Annotated in this window: 22 protein-coding genes; 9 read left to right on the plus strand and 13 right to left on the minus strand. The window is 61.6% G+C overall.

The genetic code is table 11. The features are described from left to right. Positions 1–43 precede the first annotated feature (43 nt). The 3 genes from CQ002_RS19545 to CQ002_RS19555 form a co-directional block, all read right to left on the minus strand. Positions 44–685 carry a DUF1345 domain-containing protein gene (locus CQ002_RS19545; protein WP_034104673.1) on the minus strand — a complete coding sequence of 214 codons (642 nt, stop codon included), beginning with the start codon at positions 683–685 and terminating at the stop codon, positions 44–46. A 142-nt stretch (positions 686–827) separates the two neighbouring features. Further along, complete coding sequence (locus CQ002_RS19550; protein ID WP_105162087.1) at positions 828–3,926, minus strand: efflux RND transporter permease subunit; 3,099 nt, start codon at positions 3,924–3,926, stop codon at positions 828–830. Positions 3,927–3,944: 18 nt separating this feature from the next. After that, positions 3,945–5,102, minus strand: a complete 1,158-nt coding sequence (locus CQ002_RS19555; RefSeq protein ID WP_105162088.1) for an efflux RND transporter periplasmic adaptor subunit — start codon at positions 5,100–5,102, stop codon at positions 3,945–3,947. A 220-nt stretch (positions 5,103–5,322) separates the two neighbouring features. On the opposite strand from CQ002_RS19555, the gene CQ002_RS19560 reads away from it, so the two are divergent. Further along, a complete protein-coding gene (locus CQ002_RS19560) occupies positions 5,323–6,024 on the plus strand; it encodes a response regulator transcription factor (RefSeq protein ID WP_034104679.1) in 702 nt (233 codons plus the stop codon). 3 nt (positions 6,025–6,027) lie between these two features. Next, positions 6,028–7,329 (plus strand): ATP-binding protein, encoded by a 1,302-nt coding sequence (locus tag CQ002_RS19565; protein ID WP_105162089.1) that lies wholly within the window; start codon positions 6,028–6,030, stop codon positions 7,327–7,329. Here the strand turns inward: CQ002_RS19565 and CQ002_RS19570 are convergent, their stop codons facing one another. The 3 genes from CQ002_RS19570 to CQ002_RS19580 all read right to left on the minus strand — a co-directional run bounded on the left by CQ002_RS19570 (position 7,330) and on the right by CQ002_RS19580 (position 9,098). Next, positions 7,330–7,998: an anti-sigma factor domain-containing protein gene (locus CQ002_RS19570; protein ID WP_034104683.1), complete on the minus strand. Its 669-nt coding sequence runs from the start codon at positions 7,996–7,998 to the stop codon at positions 7,330–7,332. After that, positions 7,995–8,510 carry a sigma-70 family RNA polymerase sigma factor gene (locus CQ002_RS19575; RefSeq protein WP_034104685.1) on the minus strand — a complete coding sequence of 172 codons (516 nt, stop codon included), beginning with the start codon at positions 8,508–8,510 and terminating at the stop codon, positions 7,995–7,997. Before CQ002_RS19575 ends, CQ002_RS19570 begins: the two co-directional genes overlap by 4 nt. 66 nt (positions 8,511–8,576) lie before the next feature. Beyond that, entirely contained in the window at positions 8,577–9,098 is a 522-nt protein-coding gene (locus CQ002_RS19580; RefSeq protein WP_034104687.1) for a DUF3455 domain-containing protein, read from the minus strand. Positions 9,099–9,237: 139 nt separating this feature from the next. Here CQ002_RS19580 and CQ002_RS19585 point away from each other — a divergent pair, with 139 nt between their 5' ends. Together CQ002_RS19585 and CQ002_RS19590 are read left to right on the plus strand one after the other, a co-directional pair. Then, positions 9,238–10,008, plus strand: a complete 771-nt coding sequence (locus CQ002_RS19585; RefSeq protein ID WP_034104689.1) for a class I SAM-dependent methyltransferase — start codon at positions 9,238–9,240, stop codon at positions 10,006–10,008. Between the two features lie 91 nt (positions 10,009–10,099). Beyond that, positions 10,100–10,885 (plus strand): sulfite exporter TauE/SafE family protein, encoded by a 786-nt coding sequence (locus CQ002_RS19590; RefSeq protein WP_034104691.1) that lies wholly within the window; start codon positions 10,100–10,102, stop codon positions 10,883–10,885. Between the two features lie 454 nt (positions 10,886–11,339). On the opposite strand, the gene CQ002_RS19595 is transcribed toward CQ002_RS19590, so the two are convergent. After that, entirely contained in the window at positions 11,340–12,581 is a 1,242-nt protein-coding gene (locus CQ002_RS19595) for an acyl-CoA dehydrogenase family protein (protein WP_105162090.1), read from the minus strand. 254 nt (positions 12,582–12,835) lie between these two features. Between CQ002_RS19595 and sfnG the strand changes: the two genes are divergently transcribed. Continuing rightward, on the plus strand, positions 12,836–13,921 hold the full coding sequence (gene sfnG, locus CQ002_RS19600) for a dimethylsulfone monooxygenase SfnG (RefSeq protein WP_069023315.1): 1,086 nt from the start codon (positions 12,836–12,838) through the stop codon (positions 13,919–13,921). On the opposite strand, the gene CQ002_RS19605 is transcribed toward sfnG, so the two are convergent. After that, positions 13,905–15,005 carry a GNAT family N-acetyltransferase/peptidase C39 family protein gene (locus CQ002_RS19605; RefSeq protein ID WP_034104698.1) on the minus strand — a complete coding sequence of 367 codons (1,101 nt, stop codon included), beginning with the start codon at positions 15,003–15,005 and terminating at the stop codon, positions 13,905–13,907. The two genes, sfnG and CQ002_RS19605, sit on opposite strands and share 17 nt — an antisense overlap. Before the next feature lie 94 nt (positions 15,006–15,099). On the opposite strand from CQ002_RS19605, the gene CQ002_RS19610 reads away from it, so the two are divergent. Together CQ002_RS19610 and CQ002_RS19615 are read left to right on the plus strand one after the other, a co-directional pair. Beyond that, a complete protein-coding gene (locus CQ002_RS19610; protein ID WP_105162091.1) occupies positions 15,100–16,686 on the plus strand; it encodes a RimK family protein in 1,587 nt (528 codons plus the stop codon). Between the two features lie 7 nt (positions 16,687–16,693). Next, entirely contained in the window at positions 16,694–17,620 is a 927-nt protein-coding gene (locus tag CQ002_RS19615; RefSeq protein ID WP_034104703.1) for a magnesium transporter CorA family protein, read from the plus strand. 522 nt (positions 17,621–18,142) lie between these two features. Here CQ002_RS19615 and map read toward each other — a convergent pair. Together map and CQ002_RS19625 are read right to left on the minus strand one after the other, a co-directional pair. Beyond that, a complete protein-coding gene (gene map, locus CQ002_RS19620) occupies positions 18,143–18,892 on the minus strand; it encodes a type I methionyl aminopeptidase (protein WP_034104705.1) in 750 nt (249 codons plus the stop codon). After that, entirely contained in the window at positions 18,892–19,092 is a 201-nt protein-coding gene (locus CQ002_RS19625; protein WP_003190946.1) for a ParD-like family protein, read from the minus strand. Before CQ002_RS19625 ends, map begins: the two co-directional genes overlap by 1 nt. A gap of 273 nt (positions 19,093–19,365) precedes the next feature. Here CQ002_RS19625 and ilvA point away from each other — a divergent pair, with 273 nt between their 5' ends. Continuing rightward, positions 19,366–20,400 carry a threonine ammonia-lyase, biosynthetic gene (gene ilvA, locus CQ002_RS19630; protein ID WP_080758270.1) on the plus strand — a complete coding sequence of 345 codons (1,035 nt, stop codon included), beginning with the start codon at positions 19,366–19,368 and terminating at the stop codon, positions 20,398–20,400. A gap of 222 nt (positions 20,401–20,622) precedes the next feature. After that, on the plus strand, positions 20,623–20,892 hold the full coding sequence (locus CQ002_RS19635) for a DUF1652 domain-containing protein (RefSeq protein WP_034104707.1): 270 nt from the start codon (positions 20,623–20,625) through the stop codon (positions 20,890–20,892). On the opposite strand, the gene CQ002_RS19640 is transcribed toward CQ002_RS19635, so the two are convergent. The 3 genes from CQ002_RS19640 to CQ002_RS19650 form a co-directional block, all read right to left on the minus strand. Beyond that, complete coding sequence (locus CQ002_RS19640; protein ID WP_034104709.1) at positions 20,889–21,287, minus strand: hypothetical protein; 399 nt, start codon at positions 21,285–21,287, stop codon at positions 20,889–20,891. The genes CQ002_RS19635 and CQ002_RS19640 overlap by 4 nt on opposite strands. Positions 21,288–21,365: 78 nt before the next feature. Next, a complete protein-coding gene (locus CQ002_RS19645; protein WP_034104711.1) occupies positions 21,366–21,635 on the minus strand; it encodes a DUF2790 domain-containing protein in 270 nt (89 codons plus the stop codon). 87 nt (positions 21,636–21,722) lie between these two features. Beyond that, positions 21,723–22,661, minus strand: a complete 939-nt coding sequence (locus tag CQ002_RS19650) for a carbohydrate kinase (protein WP_034104713.1) — start codon at positions 22,659–22,661, stop codon at positions 21,723–21,725. Between the last annotated feature and the right edge of the window lie 7 nt (positions 22,662–22,668).

Genomic DNA, 22,668 nt, shown 5'->3' on the forward strand with positions numbered 1-22,668 from the left:
TAGCGCCCAGCACTGGATGGGCGTCTAGAAGGTTTGTGCAGCCTCAACCGAACAAGCCAGCGGCGATATTGATCGAGAACCCCAGGATCGCCGTGTTGAACAGAAACCCGATCAACGATTGCCCCAGCACCACCTTGCGCATGCCGCGGGTGGCAACCCCGACATCGGAGGTCTGCACCGCCACGCCGATGGTGAAGGAGAAGTACAGGAAGTCCCAATAGTTGGGGGTCAGCAAGCCTTCGGCAAAGCGCAACGCCGGTTCCTTGCCATCCCAGGTGTAATAGAGGCGGGCGTAATGCACGCTAAAAATCACCCCGATCAGCAACCACGAACCGATCACCGTGAGCCCGGTAAACCCGTAGTGCAGCAGGCGTTCGGAGGCGGCCAGGTCCTTGCTGCCTACCAGTTCGAAGGTGATGGTCGCCAGGCTGGCGATGGCTGCGATACACACCGTGAACAGCACCAGCCCGGCGTTTTCATCCTCGATTTCGGCGATACGCTTCACATCCGCAGCCTTGGCGCGACGCGTCAGCCATAGCATCAGCACCAGGTAGGTCCACACGCCGGCGTTCCAGCCGATGAGGATTTTGCTGGCGAGCGTGTCAGCCGGCGCCAGGATGCCCACGGCAATGCCCAGCACGGCGGCGGCGGAGAGGCGAGGGTGGGTGCGGGCGAGGAAGGGCATGGCGGCTCACAGACAGTCATTTGTGAGCACCATAACCCCTGTAGGCGCTGGCGTGCCAGCGATGGCATCTACTCGGTGAGCCTGACAGGCCGAGGTGTCTGCATCGCGGGCAAGCCCGCTCCTACACGGGGTGGGGCGTTGATCAGTCGGGTGTGTGGCGCTTGCGCACCCGTTTCATCACCACCACAAAGAACACCGGCACGAACACCACCGCCAGCGTCGCGGTGATCATCCCGCCAATGACACCCGTGCCAATCGCCTGTTGGCTGGCCGAACTGGCCCCGGTGGCAATCGCCAGCGGCACCACGCCGAGGATGAACGCCAGGGACGTCATGACGATCGGCCGCAACCTGAGGCGCGCGGCCTTCAACGTGGCGGTGATCAAGTCTTCACCCTGGTCGTACAGGTCCTTGGCGAATTCGATGATCAGGATCGCGTTCTTCGCCGACAGGCCGATGATGGTGATCAAGCCGACCTTGAAGAACACATCATTGGGCATGCCGCGCAAGGACACCGCCAGTACCGCACCGAGTACGCCCAACGGTACCACCAGCAACACCGATGTCGGGATCGACCAGCTTTCATACAACGCCGCCAGGCACAGGAACACGATCAGCAGCGACAAGCCCAGCAACAAGGGCGCCTGGGCGCCGGACAGGCGTTCCTGCAAGGACAGGCCGGTCCACTCCTGGGCCAGGCCGGCTGGCAATTGGCTGACCAGGCGCTGGATTTCATCCATCGCCTCACCGGTACTGTGGCCAGGTGCCGCTTCGCCAGAAATCGCGATGGCCGGGTAGCCGTTGTAACGGGTCAATTGCGCCGGACCCTGGGTCCATTTGGCTTCGACAAATGCCGACAGCGGCACCATTTTGCCAGCGTTGTTGCGCACATTGATCTTCATCAAGTCCGCCACCTGGCTACGCTGGTCGCCTTCGGCCTGCACCACCACGCGCTGCATGCGGCCCTGGTTGGGGAAGTCGTTGATGTAGGCCGAACCGATGGCCGAGGACAGCACATTGCCGACGTCAGCAAACGATACACCCAACGCATTGGCCTGTTTGCGGTCCACCTCCAGCTGCACTTGCGGTGCCTCGGCCAGGGCGCTTTCGCGCACGTTGGCGAGGATCGGGCTTTTCTCGGCGGCCGCCAGCAACTCGGTGCGTGCCGCCATCAACGCGGCATGGCCGACGCCACCACGGTCCTGCAGGCGGAACTCAAAGCCGCTGGACGTGCCCAGGCCATCCACCGGCGGCGGCAGGATCGCATAGGCAATCGCGTCCTTGAGCTCGCTGAAGGCCATGTTGGCGCGGTCGGCAATCGACGCGGCGGAATCATCGCTGCCGCGCTCCGACCAATCCTTGAGCGTGGTAAACGCCAGCGCCGCGTTCTGCCCCGAGCCGGAGAAACTGAAGCCCATGATCATGGTGGTATCACCCACGCCTGGTTCCTCGGCGTTATGCGCTTCGATCTGCTCGGCCACCTGCACCGTGCGATTCTTGCTCGCGCCGGGCGGCAGTTGGATATCGGTGATGGTGTAGCCCTGGTCTTCCACCGGCAGGAACGAGGAGGGCAGGCGGCTGAACATCCACCCCAGGCCCACCAGCAGCACTAGGTAGATCAGCAGGTAGCGGCCGCTGCGCTTGAGGGCATAGGCCACCCAGCCTTCATAACGATCGGTGAGCCGCTCGAAGCGGTGGTTGAACCAGCCGAAGAAACCGCCCTTGGCATGGTGCTCGCCCTTGGCAATCGGCTTGAGCAAGCTCGCGCACAGGGCTGGGGTCAGGGTCAGGGCGAGGAACGCCGAGAACAGGATCGACGTGGCCATCGACAGCGAGAATTGCTGGTAAATCACCCCTACCGAGCCCGCCATGAACGCCATTGGCAGGAACACCGCGACCAGTACCAGGGTGATGCCGATGATGGCGCCGGTGATCTGGCCCATGGCTTTTTTCGTCGCCGCCTTGGGTGACAGGCCTTCGGTGGCCATGATCCGCTCGACGTTCTCCACCACCACGATCGCATCGTCCACCAGGATACCGATCGCCAGCACCATGCCGAACATGGTCAGCACGTTGATGGAAAAGCCCAGCAACAACATGGTGGCGAAGGTGCCCATCAGCGCAATCGGCACCACCAGGGTCGGGATCAGCGTGTAGCGCACGTTCTGCAGGAACAGGAACATCACCGCGAACACCAGGGCCATTGCCTCAAGCAGCGTGTAGACCACCTTGGTGATCGAGACTTTGACGAACGGCGAGGTGTCGTACGGGATCTTGTATTCCACATTGGCCGGGAAGTAGCGCGACAACTCGTCCATTTTCGCCCGCACCAGGGTGGCGGTGCTCAGCGCGTTGGCACCGGGCGACAGTTGCACGCTGACGGCGGTGGATGGCTTGCCATTCAGGCGCGTGGAAAACTGGTATTCCTGGCTGCCGATTTCCACTCGCGCCACGTCGCCGACGCGCACGGTGGAACCGTCCGGGTTGGCCTTGAGCACAATGTCTGCGAATTCGGCCGGGGTCGACAACTGGCCCTTGACCAGGATCGCCGCAGTGATTTCCTGGGTCTTGGTGCCGGGCAAATCACCGATGCTCCCCGCCGACACCTGGGCGTTCTGCGCGCTGATCGCGGCATTCACGTCGGCCGGGGTCAAGTTGAAACCGATCAGTTTCTGCGGGTCGATCCAGATGCGCATTGCACGTTCGGCACCGTACAGCTGCGCCTTGCCCACGCCATCGAGGCGCTTGAGTTCGTTCATCACGTTGCGCGCCAGGTAATCGCTGAGCGCCACGTCATCGAGCTTGCCGTCGCTGGAGGTCAGCGTCACCAGCAACAGGAAGCCGGCGGAGACTTTCTCAACCTGCAAGCCTTGCTGGGTCACCGCCTGGGGCAGGCGCGGCTCCACGGCCTTGAGCCGGTTCTGCACGTCGACCTGGGCCATCTCCGGGTCGGTGCCGGGCTGGAACGTCGCGGTGATGGTGGCCGAGCCCAAGCTGCTCTGGGATTCGAAGTACAGCAGGTGATCGGCGCCGTTCAGTTCCTGCTCGATCAGGCTGACCACGCTTTCGTCCAGAGTCTGGGCCGAGGCGCCGGGGTACACGGCATAGATTTCAACTTTCGGCGGCGCGACGTTGGGGTACTGGGCCACCGGCAACTGCGGGATGGCGAGCGCGCCGGCCAGCAGGATAAACAGGGCGACCACCCAGGCGAAGATCGGGCGGTCAATGAAGAACTGCGGCATGGTAAGTGATTCCTTTCCTTAGCGGACAGAGGCCTGGGCATTCGGCGCGGGGCTGTCGTCCACTTCGACTTTTTCGCCGGGGCGCGCGTGTTGCAGGCCCTCGACGACGATACGGTCGCCGGGTTTGAGGCCGCTGCTGACGATCCAGCGGTCCTCGATCACCGCGCCAAGCTCCACTGGCTGCTGGCTCACGGTCTGCTCGGCGTCCAGCAACAGCACCATCGGGATGCCCGCGCTGTCGCGGGTGATAGCGCGTTGCGGCACGCTGATGCCTTGCTTGTCGATCGCCTGTTCCAGGCGCACCCGCACAAAGCTGCCGGGCAGCAGGTCGAGGTCCGGGTTGGGGAACTCGCTGCGCAGGATGATTTGCCCGGTGCCGGGATCGACGCTGATCTCGGCGAAGAGCAATTTGCCTGGCAGCGGGTAAAGGCTGCCGTCGTCCTGGATCAGCGTGGCCTTGGCCTGGTCCTGGCCGACCTGCTTCAAGCTGCCGGCACGGAAGGCACGGCGCAGGTCATTCAACTCGCGGGTGGACTGGGTCAGGTCGGCGTGGATCGGGTCCAACTGCTGGATGATCGCCAGCGGCGTGGCCTCGTTCTGGCCGACGAGCGCCCCCTCGGTCACCAACGCGCGGCCGATGCGTCCGGAAATCGGCGCGGTCACGGTGGCGTAGCCCAGGTTCAGCCTGGCGCGTTCGACGGCGGCCTTGTTGGCGGCGACATCGGCGTTGGTCTGGCGCACGGCGGCGCGGGCGTTGTCGTAGTCCTGGCCGCTGATGGCGTTGCTTTCCACCAACTGGCTGTAGCGCTGTTCTTGCAAGTGCGCCTGGAAGGCATTGGCCTGGGCCTTGCTCAGGTTGGCCTGGGCACTGTCCAGGTCGGCCTTGAAGGGCGCGGGGTCGATGCGAAACAGCACGTCGCCTTGTTTCACGTCGTGGCCTTCCTTGAACACCCGCTGCATGACGACGCCCGCGACCCGTGCACGCACTTCGGCAATGCGCGGCGCGGCGATGCGCCCGCTCAGTTCGCTGGTGATCGAGAGCGGTTTGGCCTGCAGGGTTTCGATGCGCACTTTGGCCAGGGGCATTTCTGGCGCTTCGGCGGCGGAGTCGCCACACGCGCTCAGGGCCAGGGTGAGGGCCAGCAGGCAAAACGGCGCAAACAGATTCTTCGACATGCTCTTATCCCAATATTGACTGGCGCATCCTAAAGTCACCTGCGCCCTGGTGCTGTGAAGCTGTGTAGGCCGTGTGTGAAGAAATGTAAGGTGCGACCCATAGTCCGCAGAGGGCGTATATCCTTGCACAATCCTGCAAACAACCAAGATCGATGTGGGAGCAAGCCCGCTCCCACAAGGGTCTGTGCACAGCCGACGAACCGCATTATTTGGAAACACCATGCCCAACATCCTCCTGGTGGAAGACGACGCCGCACTCTCCGAGCTGATTGCCAGCTACCTGGAACGCAATGGCTATCACGTCAGCGTGCTCAGCCGTGGCGACCACGTTCGCGAACGCGCACGCCTGAACCCACCGGACTTGGTGATCCTCGACCTGATGCTGCCCGGTCTCGACGGCCTGCAAGTGTGCCGCCTGTTGCGCGCCGACTCGGCGGGCCTGCCCATCCTGATGCTCACCGCCCGTGATGACAGCCACGACCAAGTGCTGGGCCTGGAAATGGGCGCCGATGACTACGTGACCAAACCCTGCGAACCGCGTGTGTTGCTGGCCCGTGTGCGTACGTTGCTGCGCCGTAGCAGCTTGTCCGAGCCCCAGCTCGCCAATGACCAGATCATCGTGGGCAACCTGTGCATCGACCTGTCGGAGCGCACCGTGACCTGGCGCGAGCAGGCCGTGGAGTTGTCCAGCGGCGAATACAACCTGCTGGTGGTGCTGGCCCGGCATGCCGGCGAAGTGCTCAGCCGCGACCAGATCCTGCAACGCCTGCGTGGTATCGAGTTCAACGGCACCGACCGGTCGGTGGATGTGGCCATCTCCAAGCTGCGGCGCAAGTTCGATGACAACGCCGGCGAAGCGCGCAAGATCAAGACGGTATGGGGCAAGGGCTACCTGTTCAGCCGTTCCGAGTGGGAATGCTGACCCATGTTCCGTGTATTGCTGCGTCTCTACCTGATCACCATCGTCACCTACAGTGCGGCGATCTACCTGATCCCCTCGTTGGTGATCCAGCTGTTCGAACACCGCTACATGAACTACAACATCGAGCAGACTCGCGGCCAGCAAAAGCTGATCGTCAAGCAATACCTGCGCGCACCGGTGGAACGCTGGTCACAGGTGACCGACCAGCTGGGCCGTGACTTCGCACCCTTGAAAGTGCAATTGCTGCTGCGCCAGGACGCCAGCTACACCCCGACCGAAGAAAAACTGCTGGAGCAGGGCAAGCCAGTCGTGCGCCTGGGGGAGTGGGGGTGGATGGAGGAAATCAGTTCGCCGATCAACGAGCAATTCGTGGTCAAGCTGACAGTTCCGCCCGATCCGATGGACATGAACGTCCTGTACTGGGCGATCAACGTGCTGATCGTCGCTGCGCTGCTGGCCTGCCTGTTGGTGTGGCTGCGTCCGCACTGGCGCGACCTGGAACGCTTGAAAAGCACCGCGGGGCAATTGGGCCAGGGCAACCTGGCCGAGCGTACGCGCATTCCGGCCAGCTCCAGCATCGGCAGTCTGGCCTCGGTGTTCGACACCATGGCCGACGACATCGAACACCTGCTCAACCAGCAGCGCGACCTGCTCAACGCGGTCTCCCACGAACTGCGCACGCCGCTCACTCGCCTGGATTTCGGCCTGGCGCTGGCGCTCTCCGAAGACTTGCCCGAGGCCAGTCGCGAACGCCTGCAAAGCCTGGTGGCGCATATCCGCGAGCTGGATGAACTGGTGCTCGAGCTGTTGTCCTACAGCCGCCTGCAAAACCCGGCGCAACTGCCAGAGAGGGTCGAGGTGGTGCTCGATGAATTTATCGACAGCGTGCTTGGCAGCGTCGACGACGAGCTGGAAAACCCCGAGATCGTCATCGACGTCGTACTCGATTGCGCCGTGGAGCGCTTCAGCCTCGACCCGCGCCTCACCGCCCGTGCGTTGCAGAACCTGCTGCGCAATGCCACGCGTTACTGCGACAAGCGCATCCAGGTCGGCGTCAAGGTGTGCCCCAAGGGCTGTGAAATCTGGGTGGACGATGACGGCATCGGCATCCCGCTGGACCAGCGCGAGCGCATCTTCGAGCCGTTCTACCGCCTGGACCGCAGCCGTGACCGTGCCACCGGTGGTTTCGGCCTGGGCCTGGCCATCAGCCGGCGCGCCCTGGAAGCCCAGGGCGGCACCTTGACGGCATTGGCGTCGCCGCTGGGCGGCGCGCGATTCCGGGTGTGGTTGCCCAGCGTCGGCTGATCAGAGCACCTTAACCGCGCGGCCGATCGCCTGGATCGGCCCGGTGGGCTTACCGGTTGGCGAGCCCCGTGGATCCTCCAGGGTCAGCTCGAACAGTTGGTTCTGCGTCAGCGGCGGCAGCTTGTCGAGTGGCACCGACAGCGTCTGCCCCGGCTTGACCAGGCCCAGGGACACGGGCCCCTGCCAACCGTCGCCTTTGGTCCAGAACTGCAGGGCCTTGTCGGCCGGCACTTCCATCACACCCAGCGGGATCAACTGAATCTGCTGATCGTTACTGGCCTGGATCACCCAGCCCGGTGCCTGGTTTTGCGGTGCAACCAGCACCACCACGAAGCTTGGCTCGGCAGTGGGCGGGCGGGTCAGCAGCAACCCGGCCAGCACCAGCGTGGTCAGCAACCCGGCACCGGCCAGGCCACGCCACACTGCCAGCAAGTCCCACCAGGGCGTTCGGGCACTGGCGGTGTTGCGTTCGATGCGTCGCCATAATTCAGAGGAAGGTGGTACGGGCTCCGCCAGGGCCGTCAACGGCAACAGGCGCTGTTCCCAGGCATCAACCGCTGCGCGTAGCTCGGCGTCGTGGGCGAGGCGTTGTTCCACCTCGACGCGCTGTTCGCCAGGCAGGGTGCCCAGCACGTATTCGCTGGCCAGTTCGTCCAGTGGGTTGCTCATGCCATGCACTCCCGCAGCGCGGCGAGGCTACGTTTGATCCAGGCTTTGACGGTCCCCAGCGGGGTGTCCAGTTTCCGGGCGATTTCGCTGTGGGAATAACCGTCGACATAGGCATGCAGGATGCACGTGCGGCGGGCCGGATCGAGCTGCTCCAGGCAGGTGTGGACCTGCCCCGAGCGCGAAGCGAATTCAAAGGTGTCGGTTGTAGCGACGCGCTCGTGCTCGTCGCTCAACGGTATTTCACGGTAATGATTGCGCACGACATTGAGCGCCAGGTGCCGGGTCACACTGAACACCCAGCCACGGGCGGAGCCGCGATCGGGGTCGAAACTGCCGGCGCCGCGCCAGACCTTGATGAAGGCGTCATGCACGATGTCTTCGGCCAGGGACTTGTCCCTGACGATGCGCAGCGCCACGCCGAGCAAACGGCTGCTGTCCTGCTCATAGAGCTGGCGCAAGGCGCGTTGATCGCCACGGGCGCACGCCCGCAGACAGGCTTCGTAATCAAACACGTGATGCTACCCCCAAGCGCCAAACCGCATATTTATCCGCATTGGGGGCAGCGTAGCCGAGTTTGTTCAGTTGGCCGCCCAGAAAATGTAGTCGGCCTGGTACTTCACCACTTCCTGCTTGCCTTTGTTGGCAGCGGTGCACTCAGTGCTCGGCGCCACGCCACCCTTGAGCGCGACGCGCTGGATGTAGCTCACGCCACTCATCGCGCCCTTGCCTTCGGCCGGGTTGGCCTTGACCAGTTGATACGGCAGGTTGCCCGCACCGGACGGCGCCACGGCCAACTGGGTGCCGGTGACTTTCGAACCGTCCTTGGCCTGCCAGGTAGCGGGTGGGCCGAAATAGGTGCCCACTTGCTTGCCGCTGCGGTCATTCAGCACCGCCTTTGGCCCGACAAAGGTCCACTCGGTCTGGCCCGCAGCGTTGGCTTTGTCGCGGCACTCGTAGGTGATTTCGCCGACGCCGGTGGTTTCCAGCGCCACCTTGTGGCCATCCGGCACCTTGATGCTGTCGGGCAAGCCGGTCTGGGCGAAGGCAGCAGGTGCAGCGGCGAGCAGGGCAGTGAGGCAGAACAGTGCTTTAGCGTTCATGGGTACTTCTCCATTTCAGTAAAACAGCGGGGTGACTGAGAGGTACTACCCATGGCACGCACGATTGGATGCAGCGATTAGAAAATAAATGATAGAGGGCGCACACTGTGCCCCCGCTTTACCCGAGGAGAGATTGGCAATGACTGGTGTTCACACGTCTGCTCAACAAGGTTTCTCTACCCAGGCCGTCACCTACGCCCAGGGCCGGCCGGATTACCCAAGGCAACTGACGGGCTGGCTGGCCGAGACCCTGCGCATCGATGCCCAGTCGAACGTGATTGACCTGGGCGCCGGCACCGGCAAGTTCACCCGTTTGCTCAGCACCCTGGCACCGACATTGACCGCCGTCGAGCCGGTCGCGGCCATGGGCGCCCAGTTGACCAAACTGCTGCCGGCCGTACGCCTGGTCAATGGCACCGCTGAATCCATCCCACTGCCCGCCGCCAGCGCTGATGCGGTGGTGTGTGCCCAGGCATTCCACTGGTTCTCCACGGAGGCTGCCCTGGCAGAAATCCATCGCGTGCTCAAGCCCGACGGCCGCCTTGGCCTGGTGTGGAACGTGCGGGATGAATCGGTGGATTGGGTCGCCGCCATCACTGACATCATCACTCCCTACGAAGGCGACACCCCGCGCTTTCACACCGGGCGCTGGCGCGAGGCTTTCACCGGCGAGTACTTTTGCGCACCCGAAGTGACCTTTTTTCCCTACAGCCACGTCGGCAGCCCTCAAGAAGTGATCATGGACCGTTTCCTCTCCGTGAGTTTTATCGCGGCGCTTCCCGAGGCACCCAAAGCCATGGTTACCGCACAATTGCAGGCACTGATCGACACCCATCCGGCGTTGAAAGGGCGGGAGACGGTCGCCTTCCCCTACGAGACCCAGGCCTACGTCTGCCATCGACTGAGTTAAAAGGCATAAAGTCAGATCATATTGATATAAGTCGTTATAAGAAAAATCGCTATCCTGCGGCCAGAAATTTATAAGGCCGCAGGTAGCTTTAATGGATGTGGGTAATTTTGGTTTTGTGGTTGCTGGCCTGATCGTTGGTTTTATCGTAGGCATGACCGGTGTGGGCGGGGGTTCGTTGATGACCCCGATCCTGCTGTGGTTCGGCATCAACCCCGCCACCGCGGTGGGCACCGACCTGTTGTACGCGGCCATCACCAAGTCCGGTGGCGTGCTGGTGCACAGCAAGAACAAGAACATCGACTGGACCATCACCGGCTGGCTGACGCTGGGCAGTGTGCCTGCGGTGTTGCTGACCCTGTGGTTCCTGGCCAGCCTGCACACTGACCCCAGTGCCATGAATGCGGTGATCAAGCAGGCCCTCGGCGTGGTGCTGCTGCTGACGGCCTTGGCGATTCTGTTCAAGAAAAGCCTGTTGGCGTTTGCCCAGCGGCATGCCGGCGATGACTACCACATGAGTCCGCGCAACCTGAACGCGCTGACGGTGGTGACGGGGGCGATCCTCGGCACCATGGTTGCCCTGACGTCCATTGGCGCGGGTGCGCTGGGGACCGTGGCGTTGTTTATTCTGTATCCGTTCCTGGCTACGCGGCGGTTGGTGGGGACTGAGATCGCGCATGCCGTGCCGCTGACCTTGGTGGCGGGATTGGGCCATGCCAGCATGGGTAACATGGACTGGCATCTGCTGGGCTTTTTGTTGATGGGGTCGTTGCCGGGGATTTATATCGGTAGTCATATGACGGGCAAGCTTCCGGATGGGGTGTTGCGCCCGTGTTTGGCGGTGATGCTCATGGCTATCGGCTACAAACTGGCGTTTTGATTTGGGGGCATATCCGTTGTTTGGGTAACGGCGGCTTAGGTTCCGTCCTTACGGCGGGTCACTTTTGAAAAAAGAGCCCAAGAGTAACCATGGCACTTGACCCAACATTCGGCACCTCGCCTAGGCTCGGTTTACTTACGGACTCAAGCCTGAGTACGGCCAGCGTGTTGGGTGGGGCGCCTCAGATCAGAAGCAAGCCAAAATTAGCTTCGTCTGGGGGATAGAGCACCCACCTTTGACCGAGACCGACAGTAAAAAAACGGTCAGATCCCAGGTCGCCGTGCTGGGTCGATAGATCAATCACATACTAGCTTTTCTGTGGGAGCTGGCTTGCCTGCGATGCAGGCACCTCGGTACATCAGGCATACGGGCTGATTCCATCGCAGCCAAGCCAGCTCCCACCTTTGACCGAGGTCGACAATAAGAAACCTGTCGGGTTACGAGCACATCGAGCCTAAGCTGCTGTACCGGGCCCATTCCCAATCTGCCAGACAAACGGCGGCTCAACCCCATTAACCACCCAATCCCCCACAATCCGCGCCTTGTAGATCACCGGATTATGCGACGACACCGTCCGCGCATTACGCCAATGCCGATCCAGCGCCTTACCCTGGCGCACATCCGACGCCCCCAATGCATTGAACAACTCACTGGTCGCACGCTGGATCAACTCGGACACCACCACCTGTGCAGTGGCCGACTCAATCTCGGCCGCCACGTTGGCCTCACGCTCCACGGCTTCATCCCCCCCAAACCGCGCGACATAAGCCCGTTGCGCCGGCAGCGTCGCTTTCAACGCGCTGGCCTCGGCGGCGTACACCAGGGCAGCCACGTCGCCCACTACCTGTTGAATCTGCGGATCCTGGCTCACATGGGCCGCATTGCCATGGCTGTAGATGCGCTGGCGGCTGCGCACCTGATGCGCCACATCACGCAATGCCGCACGGCCGATACCCGCCAGGCTGGCGAGCAACACCAACTGGTAGAACGCGGTCTGGTATTTGAACCGGGTGGCAAAGTCGATGACGTTGCCTGCTTCCACCACGGCATCGGTAAAGCGTGACGTGCCGCTGCCCGTAGTGCGCTGGCCAAAACCGTCCCAGTCATCGCTGTGCACCACGCCAGGCTGGCGGGCACGGGTGGCGGCGATCACGTCGGCGCCGGTGTCGCTGCGCTGGGCGTAGACGTCGATCCAGTCGGCGAAAATGCTGCCGGTGCTGTAGAACTTTTCTCCATTGAGCTTCCAATGGTCACCGTCGGGGCTGACTTGGGTGACCACATCGCCGATGGCCACGTTGCCGATTTCGGTCCAGGCGCAACCGACGATATCGCCCTCCACGAAACGCTTGAACCACAGGTCGCGACCGGCACTGGGCGGTGCATTCAGGCGGTCTTCGGCAAAGGCAAAGTGCCCGCGTAGGGCCTGGGGCAGATTTGAGTCGGCTTCGGCCAGTTCGATCAGCAGTTCAAACAACTGCGGCAAGGAAGCACCGCCACCACCGTACTCCACGGGAACGCGCACCGCGCCAAAGCCGGCGGCTTTTAGCCACTGGATCGGCTCGTGGGGCAGGGTGCGGCTCTGTTCGCGCTGTACGGCGCCCTCGGCGATGCGTTGAAAAATCGGCCGGAAGCGCGCAGCCAGGGTCGGGTAGTCCGCGCCGGTCGACAGCGGGTTGATGACGTGTTGTTCGGTCATGGGCAAGGTTCCTGGGCAGTGATCGGTACAGGGGGGATTGCACAGTCCGTGCCGGGCGCCGCTGCCCGTATTTGCGGGGTAAAGCCCCAAGCCACTGTTGCCCTGGCAACAGCTGTTCGACAAACCAGCCCACTCTGCGACATCGTCGTCGGCACCTCCAATTGCGCCCAGAGCCCCTGGCATGGGCGTTTCACCGGCCTGGCATGCTTGCTGCTCAAGCCCTGGGTACATCCCTTTGTGCGAGGTACCGTTCGATGAGTCAGCAAGCCGTGAAATTTGCCTATTGGGTGCCCAACGTCAGCGGTGGGCTGGTGGTCAGCAAGATCGAGCAACGCACTCACTGGGGCATTGATTACAACCGCAAGCTGGCGCAGCTCGCCGAAGCCGCCGGTTTTGAGTACGGCCTCACCCAAATCCGCTTCACTGCCGGCTACGGCGCCGAAAACCAGCATGAATCCGTAGCGTTCAGCCACGCGCTGTTGGCTGCGACCACCACGCTCAAGGTGATCGCCGCTATCCTGCCCGGCCCGTGGCAACCAGCGCTGGCGGCCAAGCAACTGGCGACCATCGACCAGCTCACCAACGGCCGTATCGCGGTGAACATTGTCAGCGGCTGGTTCAAGGGCGAGTTCCAGGCCATTGGCGAACACTGGCTGGAGCACGACGAACGCTATCGCCGTTCCGAAGAATTCATCCGCGCCCTCAAAGGCATCTGGACCCAGGACGACTTCACCTTCAAAGGCGACTTCTACCGGTTCAACCATTACACCCTCAAGCCCAAGCCACTGGGCCAGCCGGAAGTGTTCCAGGGCGGTAGCTCGCGGGCGGCGCGGGATATGGCCGCACGGGTGTCGGACTGGTACTTCACCAACGGCAACACCCCGGAAGGCATCAAGGCTCAGGTCGACGACATCCGCGCCAAGGCGGCGGCGAATAACCATTCGGTCAAGGTCGGCGTCAATGCGTTCGTGATTGCCCGCGACACCGAAGAAGAAGCCCGTGCCGTGCTGGCGGAGATCATCGACAAGGCCGATCCGGAGGCCGTGAATGCCTTTGGTGATGCAGCCAGGCAGGCCGGCAAGGCTTCACCGGAAGGCGAGGGCAACTGGGCCAAGTCCAGTTTCGAGGACCTGGTGCAGTACAACGATGGCTTCAAGACCAACCTGATCGGCACGCCGCAGCAGATCGCCGAGCGCATCGTCGCGCTCAAGGCAGTGGGGGTGGACCTGGTGCTCGCCGGTTTCCTGCACTTCCAGGAAGAAGTCGAGTACTTCGGCAAGCGCGTGTTGCCGCTGGTGCGTGAGCTGGAGGCCAAGGCTGCGATCAAGAACGTGGCGTGAACACGACTACCGCCGCCCGCAATTTGTTATTGCCGAACCGGCACATGCGTTCGAACTCCCCATGGCTGACCGGCAAATGCTGGCAGTCCAGGGGTTGACGGTGCTGGCTGTGGTCAACGTCCGGGTCGTGCAGGTAGACGAAGTCATCGTCGCAGTCAGTGACCATTACCCAGTGCGGTGACTTGGAGCGCGTGAGGCGGTAGCTGCTGATCAACACCAGTGGCTGGCCGCCGTCACGTAATACCTGGGGCAAGTCCAGCGCGCCACCGAACACTTGCTCGACGTCACTGCTCGCCAATTCCTCTTCGAATGCCTCATGCACCAGGCGCATGACGTCCTTTTTATGCGCATCACGCACGCCATCCAGAAACAGCGGCCCGCGCACATTCACCTGCATGCGCACCGCAAAACCGCGACGCCAGGCGGCCAAGGCCAGCCCTTGCGGGCTGCAACCGCCATGGCCGGCGGTCATGAACACGGTGGTCGCTTCGCGCCAGATCTGCAGCTCTTCACGCCGTTGCGCCACGCGCTCCGGCACCAATGCGCCCATGGCCATCAGCAGGCACGCCGCGCCGCAGGTGAAGTCGGTGGTCTGCTGGTAATACGGCACGCTTTGCGGGCGCGCATCCTGATGCTGCACGATGCGTTTCTCCAGGCGCAGGGCGGCGGTGTGGTCTTCGTAGTAGTCGTTGATGAGGGCGAAACGCCGGTAGCCATTGCGCTCATACAGGGCCAGGGCAGCAGGATTGTCGGTGCGCACCTCCAGGCGCAGGTAGGCACAGTCGTGTTCCACCGCGATGGTTTCGATGCGTGTAAGCAACTGCTTGCCCAGCCCAAGGCCGCGTGCAGGCTCGGCGATGGCGATGGAATACAGGCGCGCCAACGAGGTGCCACGGTGGAACAGCACCAGCGCGTAGCCGAGCAACTGTCCCTCTTTTTCCGCCACCAGCAACTGGCCGTTGGCGCGGCTGACCATCCACTGGAAACTGCGCGATGACAACCGGTCGGTGGTGAAACAGTGCTGTTCCAGTGCCACCAATTCAGGCACATCGCAGGGGGTTGCAACGCGAAAGCAAAGAGCCATATGACCGCCGTAAAAGTTGCGTAACGAAACGGGACTTCTCTAAAAGATCGTGCTTAATAGAAAAGGTCGAGTTCTCTAAAGCGGATCAAATATTATGTCGGCGGTACAAGGTCATTGGCGTGAAGTATCCGAGCAAACGCTCGCGGCGACAATAACTAATAAAGGTTATTTTTCCGCACCTCTCAAAGGAACCCGTCAAGTAGTGATCATTGTCGAGCGCAAGGAAGATTGGGCCTCCTACTTCCCCAGCGAAGACATCGTCACGGCTCAGGAGTACTTGGAACAGACCCGGGAAAACGAGACCGGCAAGCGTGTGCAGGTAATCAACCTGTGCCGCAGCTACAAGTACCTGGGGCACGGTTATTACTGTTCGTTGCTCGCCGAGGCCCGCGGGCACAAGGTGATTCCCTCGGTGCGTACCATCAGCGAACTGACGAAGAAGTCGCTGTACGGCCTGGCCCTGGACGACCTGGATAAAACCCTCGATAAAGCCTTGAGTCATCACCTTTACAGCAATACCGAAGGCTTTACCCTGACACTTTACTTTGGCCGGACCAATATAGAGCCGTTGCAGGATCTGGCCCGCCAATTGTTTGAAACCTTCCCATGCCCGATTCTGTTAGTTGAATTCAAGCAGCACAACGGCTGGCACATCGAAGGGGTCAAGTCTGGCGTGTTGCACAAGTTGCGCGACGATCAGGAAGATCAATTCGCCCACGCCCTGGATAACTTCAGCCGCAAGATCTGGCGCCAGCCACGCTCACGTCGCCTGGCCCGTTACGACCTGGCCATCCTGCACGACCCCCAGGAACAATTACCGCCGTCGAACGCCAAGGCGCTGGATAATTTCATTCGCGTGGGCAAGGGCCTGGGCATCGATGTGGAGCTGATCGAGCGCAAGGACTACTCGCGCCTGGCCGAGTACGACGCCTTGCTGATCCGCGAGACCACCAGCGTCGACAATCACACCTACCGCTTTGCCAAGAAAGCCGAAAGCGAAGGCCTGGTGGTCATGGACGACCCGGCATCGATCCTGCGCTGTACCAACAAGGTCTACCTCACGGACCTGCTCAACAGCCATCAGCTGGGCATGCCCGCCACCGAGATTCTGTACAAGGAGCGACCGGAAGACTTCGAACGGGTCGGTGAGCGCCTGGGGTTCCCGCTGGTACTGAAGATCCCCGACGGCTGCTTCTCCCGCGGGGTGATCAAGGTCGAAAGCCAGGAAGCCTTGCTCAAGGCCACTGCGGAGCTGTTCGAGCATTCGGTACTGTTGTTGGCACAAGAGTTCTTTTACACCGAGTACGACTGGCGCATCGGTGTACTCAACCGCAAGCCGATCTTTGCCTGCCAATACTTCATGTCCAAGGGCCATTGGCAGATCTACAACCACAAGGCCATCGGCCAGGACATCAACGGCGAATGCCGCACCCTGGCGGTCCACGAGGCGCCCAAGGCGGTGGTGGAACTGGCCGTCAAGACCGCCAACCTGATCGGTGATGGCCTCTACGGCGTCGACCTCAAGCAGTCCGGCGACAAAGTGGTGGTGATCGAGGTTAACGACAACCCCAACCTGGATGCGGGTATCGAAGATGCCTACTTGCAGGACGACCTCTATGGCCTGGTGCTGGAAGAGTTCGTGCGGCGCCTGGAGTTGAAGCGTCAGGGCCAGGTCTGGTGAGCCGGCGATGATCCAGCGTTTTGAACTGACCGATGGCAAGCTGCGCAGCGGGGAGCATGATGATGCCCCGATCCTGTTGTTCAACAACCCTGATTTGGCCGAGCGTGAGTGGCTGCGTGACCACCACAAGCTGGACGAACACGCCCTGGCCTCGGCGCTCGACCCTGACGAAGTGTCACGTATCGAGTTTCACCCCGACAATCTGTTCCTGATCTGGAAACGCCCGGAGAATTACTCTGGCGGCGGCAACCTGGTGTTCGAGGTGTCGTCCTGCGGCCTGCTGTTTTCACCCAGTCGCCTGCTGGTGATCGCCACCGACGAAACCCCGCTCACCGGCCTGGGCCAGCGACGTCCGTTGCATACACCGCTGGATGTGTTGCTCGACCTGCTGCTCAACAACGTCCACCACTACCTGGGCCATCTCAAGGTGATCAAGCTGGTCGCCCGGGAGTTGCAGCAGCAGTTCAATGCGTCGATGAGCAACCACCACCTGATGCAGATGTTCAGCCTCAGCGAAAGCCTGATCTATTACATCAACGCGCTGCACAGCAACGGCGCGGTGCTGTCGCGGTTGCGCAACCATGCCGAAAAGGAGCATTTCAGCGCGGAAATCCTCGGGCTGATCGATGACCTGATCATCGAGAACCACCAGTGCTACAAACAGGCTGAGATCTATTCCAACGTCTTCTCCGGATTGATTGATGCGCGCGGCAACCTGATGAACAACAGCATGAACAACCTGTTGCGCAAGCTCACGTTGATCAACGTAGTGTTCCTGCCGCTGAACCTGATTGCGAGCATTGGCGGTATGTCGGAGTTCAGCATGATGACGGCGGGAACGCCGTGGTGGGTGTCGTATCCGTTGTTCCTGCTGGCGATGGGGCTGGGGGCCGGCTTGATGGTGTTGGGCCTCAAGCGGATAGCCGGCGGGTGAATGTCGTGTGAGCCTGTTGATCTTTTGTGTGGCTTGTCTTTTTGTGTACACATCCATTTGTGCGGTCATCGCGGCCAACCCGGCGTCCTGCCGGGTTACCCACGGATTCAAACCTGCGCTCGGCCAGCGTGGTTGACGGGGCGCCTAAGATCAAAAGCAGCTTCGTCTGGTGGATAGAGAACCCACTGTGGGAGCGGGCTTGCTCGCGAATGCGATGTGCCAGTCACAGATTTACTTGCTGACATACGGCTTTTCTGTGGGAGCTGGCTTGCCTGCGATGCAGACTCCTCGGTCCATCAGGTACACCGGGTTGATGCCATCGCAGGCAAGCCAGCTCCCACATTTGAACCGAGATCGACAGTAAGAAACCGGTCGGCTCCAAGGCCGCCACGCTGTTGATTTTGATCTTAGGCAGCCCCCAATCACTGTCGGATTACGGGCACACCGAGCTTAGGCGAGGTGCCGAGTGTTGGGGCACGAGCGTTTTGCTGGGCCTGTCCCCCAACAACAACCCCACACCGTCTAGGCCTGCAACGTAAACACCTCAAAGCCATCCGCGGTCACTGCCACCGTGTGCTCCCACTGCGCCGACAGGCTGTTGTCCTTGGTGACCACGGTCCACCCATCCTTGAGGCTGCGCACTTTCGAGCTGCCCTGGTTGAGCATTGGCTCCACGGTAAACACCATGCCTTCACGAAGTTCCAGCCCGGTGCCGGGACGGCCGAAGTGCAGGACCTGCGGTTCTTCGTGCATCTGCCGGCCGATGCCGTGGCCGCAATACTCGCGTACCACGCTGTAGCCGTTGGCTTGCGCATGGCGCTGGATCGCGTGGCCGATGTCGCCCAGGCGGGCGCCAGGCTTGACCTGGCGGATACCGGCCCACATCGCTTCGAAGGTCATTTCCACGAGGCGCCTGGCCTTGGGGGAAACGGTGCCGATCATGTACATCTTGCTGGAGTCGGCGATAAAGCCGCCTTTTTCCAGGGTGATGTCGATGTTGATGATGTCGCCGTCCTTGAGGATTTCCTTGGCGCTGGGCATGCCGTGGCACACCACTTCGTTGATTGAGGTGTTGATGGAGAAGGGGTAGTCGTACTGTCCCAGGCTGGCGGGGCGGGCGTTGAGGTCGTTGCGGATGAAGGCTTCGACGGCGGCGTCCAGCTCCAGGGTCGAGCGGCCGGCGGCGACGAAACCATCGAGCATAGTAAAGACCTGTGCCAGCAGGCGCCCGGCTTCACGCATCACGGCCAGTTGTGCGGCAGTCTTGATCATCAACTGCGCCCCCGGATCAGGTCTGGCTTGTCCAGCAACAGTTTGTTGATCAACTCGTTGTAGGGCAGGTGGGGGTTGAGTTCTGCGAGCAGCCCGATCTTGATCCAGAATTCAGCCTGGGCGTTGATGGAGCGGTCCATCGCGGCGCTGGCCAGGCGCAGTTGTTCGTGCAATTGGTCGGTGATCTTGACGATGCCCATGGTGTTCACTGTGCGGTAGGAATATACAAAGCGTATATGTTTCGTATATCAATCGTAAACCCCTCGCCGCTAAACGGCGGTTGGCCATTGACTTGGCCACGGGCCGCCGGTTAGTTTCGTCACATGACATTTCAAGCCTTTCGCAGCCAGCCAAGCATTATTACCGCCATTCCTCATTTGGCGGGATAGCGCACGGCTGTACCCAAACCCGCCCTAGAGGCGGGTTTTGTTTTTCCGTCTCCAGGGCCTTTGACAAAAAGCCAGGAGACACCCATGAGCACCTGCACCGCGCCTTACTCTGCCGACCCGGGACTGCTTGAACATTACGTGAAAAAGATTCTTGCTGCCCCGGTGTACGACCTGGCGGTGCGCACGCCCTTGCAGGCGGCCCCGGCCTTGTCGGCGCTGCTGGGTAACCAGGTATTGCTCAAGCGCGAAGACTTGCAACCGACCTTTTCCTTCAAGATTCGCGGCGCCTACAACAAGCTGGTGCAGCTCACGCCTGGGCAGAAAGCGCGTGGCGTCGTCACCGCGTCGGCCGGCAATCACGCCCAGGGCGTGGCCCTGGCGGCGCGGGAGCTGGGGATCGAGGCGCGCATTGTCATGCCCGCCAGCACCCCTGAGCTCAAGGTGCTGGGCGTGCGCTCACGCGGCGCGCAAGCGGTGCTGCACGGCGCGAGCTTCCCCTTTGCCCTGGCCCATGCGCTGCAGTTGGCCGAGTCGTCCGGCTGCACCTTCGTCTCGCCGTTCGATGACCCGGACGTAATTGCCGGCCAAGGCACCGTGGCCATGGAGATCCTGCGCCAACAGCAAGGGCCGTTGGACGCGATCTTCGTGCCGGTGGGCGGCGGTGGCCTGATCGCCGGCATTGCCGCGTACGTCAAATACCTGCGGCCCGAGGTGCGCATCATTGGCGTCGAACCCGAAGGGTCCAGTTGCCTGTTGGCGGCGCTGCGGGCCGGTGAACGGGTGGTGCTGCCCAGCGTCGACGGGTTTGCCGACGGCACGGCGGTGGCGCAGGTCGGCGCCTACGGGTTCGAGATCTGCCGGGACTGGGTGGATGAGGTCATCACCGTCAGTAATGACGAACTGTGCAGCGCCATCAAGCTGATCTACGACGACACACGTTCCATCACCGAGCCGTCCGGCGCGTTGGCAGTCGCCGGCATTCGTCAATACGTGGCCAGCCACAATCTGCATGGGCAGACCCTGGTGGCGATCAATTCTGGGGCGAATATCAACTTCGATAGTTTGCGACATGTTGCCGAAAGGGTCGCTGCGCAAGGCGCCGTTCAATCCCAAGCGTAGGGTTAAACGTTTAATCGACGCGGTTCGACGACGATTCAACGGATGCTGTTTAACATATATAACCCCGTACAGTGCTTATGAAGAAAGGTTACAACGAGGGCGGTTTTTGCCGAGTAGGCTTGGGTGTTACAAGCGTCTTCCAAGGTCGGTAAGACGTGGCGGGCGAGCGCCCGCCAGCTTCATGACAATCTGTTGGCAGTCTCAGGAAAGGAGAGGTTGACCATGCTTTCGGAATTAGAACTTCGCAGCATTATTGAAGGAAGTTTCCTGCCCAAACGGTGCGAATGCATCAAAGCCGAAGATGCCTCGTTGACGATCAAGGTCTATGACGACCGTGACCGTGATCGGGTGGATCTGGAAGTCAAAGGCATTAACGCGGACAAACTCGACAGCAGTCGAGCCATTTGCAACCTGATCACCGGGCTGCGCGAAGACCTCAAGCACACCCACGCACCCGTCCTGCAACGAGCGTCGGAGCGCGGCGTCTACTAGCTGGACGCTTGAGTGTGATGCACCGAAGCCCTATGGGCCTGGATGAACGCCAGGCCCAATACGGTTTCTGTAACCACCGCCAGCAAGATGCCGGGTCCCGCATTGCCATTGATCCACTCACTGAACCCTGATGCCGCCAACACAAAGCACCCGGTGATGAACCCGGTGGTCAGCGCGCGGCGTGTGTCTGAAGGGGGCGCGTGGCGCGCGCGGTAGAACATGACGCCAATGCCCAGGAACAACGCGGCGTTGCGGCGCGACACCAGCCCGGTGGCGCTGGAGTATTCGACGCTCCACAACCACAGCATCAGGTCGGGGCGCAGTCCCCAGACAAGTGCCAAGGCGAAGCAGAGCAGGGCGGTAAAGGTGGCGAGGGTGCGAAAACTCAACAGCATGGCGAATCCTTTCGGCCTTATGACAAGCCCGCAAGACTACGCCTATTTGTGCGGGCCTGGCACCGTTGTTTCAACGCTTCAGTTCTGGAAATCGCAGGCTTCGGACATTTTTCGATAGCTCACGTCTTCCACCTTGCCCGCCTTGTCCAGGAACTTGATATCCGCCTTGATGACCTTGCATTCGTCAGTCGGGGTTTCGTTCATGGCCAGGACCTTGTCGATGTTCATCGGCAGGCCGTAGTGATAAGGCACCGGTTTGACGGCGGCTGTTTGATCGTCGGCCTGGGCCAGGCCTGACACAGCCGCCAGTGCAAGGGCGGCACCGAGCATCAACGTGCGCAGTTTCATGGTGGTTCTCCGCAACAAGTGGGTACAACTTCACTCTCGGCTTGCGGGATTAACCATCGATTAATGTTTGCCTGGCTGACAAAACCTTCATCCAAGCTGGTGGCGGTACGGCAGGTCTGGTCCGGTCTTGCCACACGTCAGCGCGGCGGCGCGAATGGCAAAGCCCAGCATCGCGTCGATCTGGGCACGCGTGAGCTGTTGCAGGCCCTCGACTGAATCCCGTTGCTGCTCGGTCAGCCAGGCAATCAACGCGGCCTGGAAGGTATCACCGGCACCCACCGTATCGGCCATTACCACCTTGACTGCAGGTTGCGACCAGTTGCCGTGCTGGCGGCTGAACACACTGGCGCCGTCGCCGCCCCGGGTCAGGAAGACTAGCTGGCAACGGTGTTGCAACCAGCCCTGTAGCACGCTTTCCGGCGACTGGTCGGGGTAGAGCAGGTGCAGGTCCTCGTCGCTGACCTTGATCAGGTCGGCATGCTTGACCAGTTCCGCCACGCGGTCGCGCCACAACTGGATATCCGGTTGCGGGTTGAGACGCACGTTGGGGTCGAGGCTGATCAGGCGTTGGCCACTTTCGCGCCTGACCAGGTTCAGCAGCGTGTCGCCAACCGGTTGCACGACCAGCGAGAACGAGCCCACATGCAGGCCGCGAATCTCAGCCCCCAGCGCCGGCAGGTGGGCGACTTCCAGCAGCCGATCGGCACAGCCTTCGCCGCGAAAGTTGTATTGCGGTGAACCATTGGCGCCCACGGCGACCATCGACAAGGTGGTCGGTGCGGCGAATTCCACCAGGAACTGCTCGCTGACCCCTTCATCCTTGAGCACCTGCAGCAAGCGGCGGCCCAGGAAGTCGGTGGACAAGCCACCGAACAACCCGGCCTCGATGCCCAGCCGGCGCAGCCCCACGGCGACGTTGAACGGCGAGCCGCCGGCAATTGCCTTGTAGTTGACCTTGGAAGCCTGCCCACTGGCATCTTCCTCGCTGAAAAAATCAAACAGCGCTTCGCCACACACCAGATACATAGTCGTT

The organism is Pseudomonas sp. MYb13, assembly GCF_002980075.1.
GTDB classification, from domain to species: Bacteria; Pseudomonadota; Gammaproteobacteria; order Pseudomonadales; family Pseudomonadaceae; genus Aquipseudomonas; species Aquipseudomonas lurida.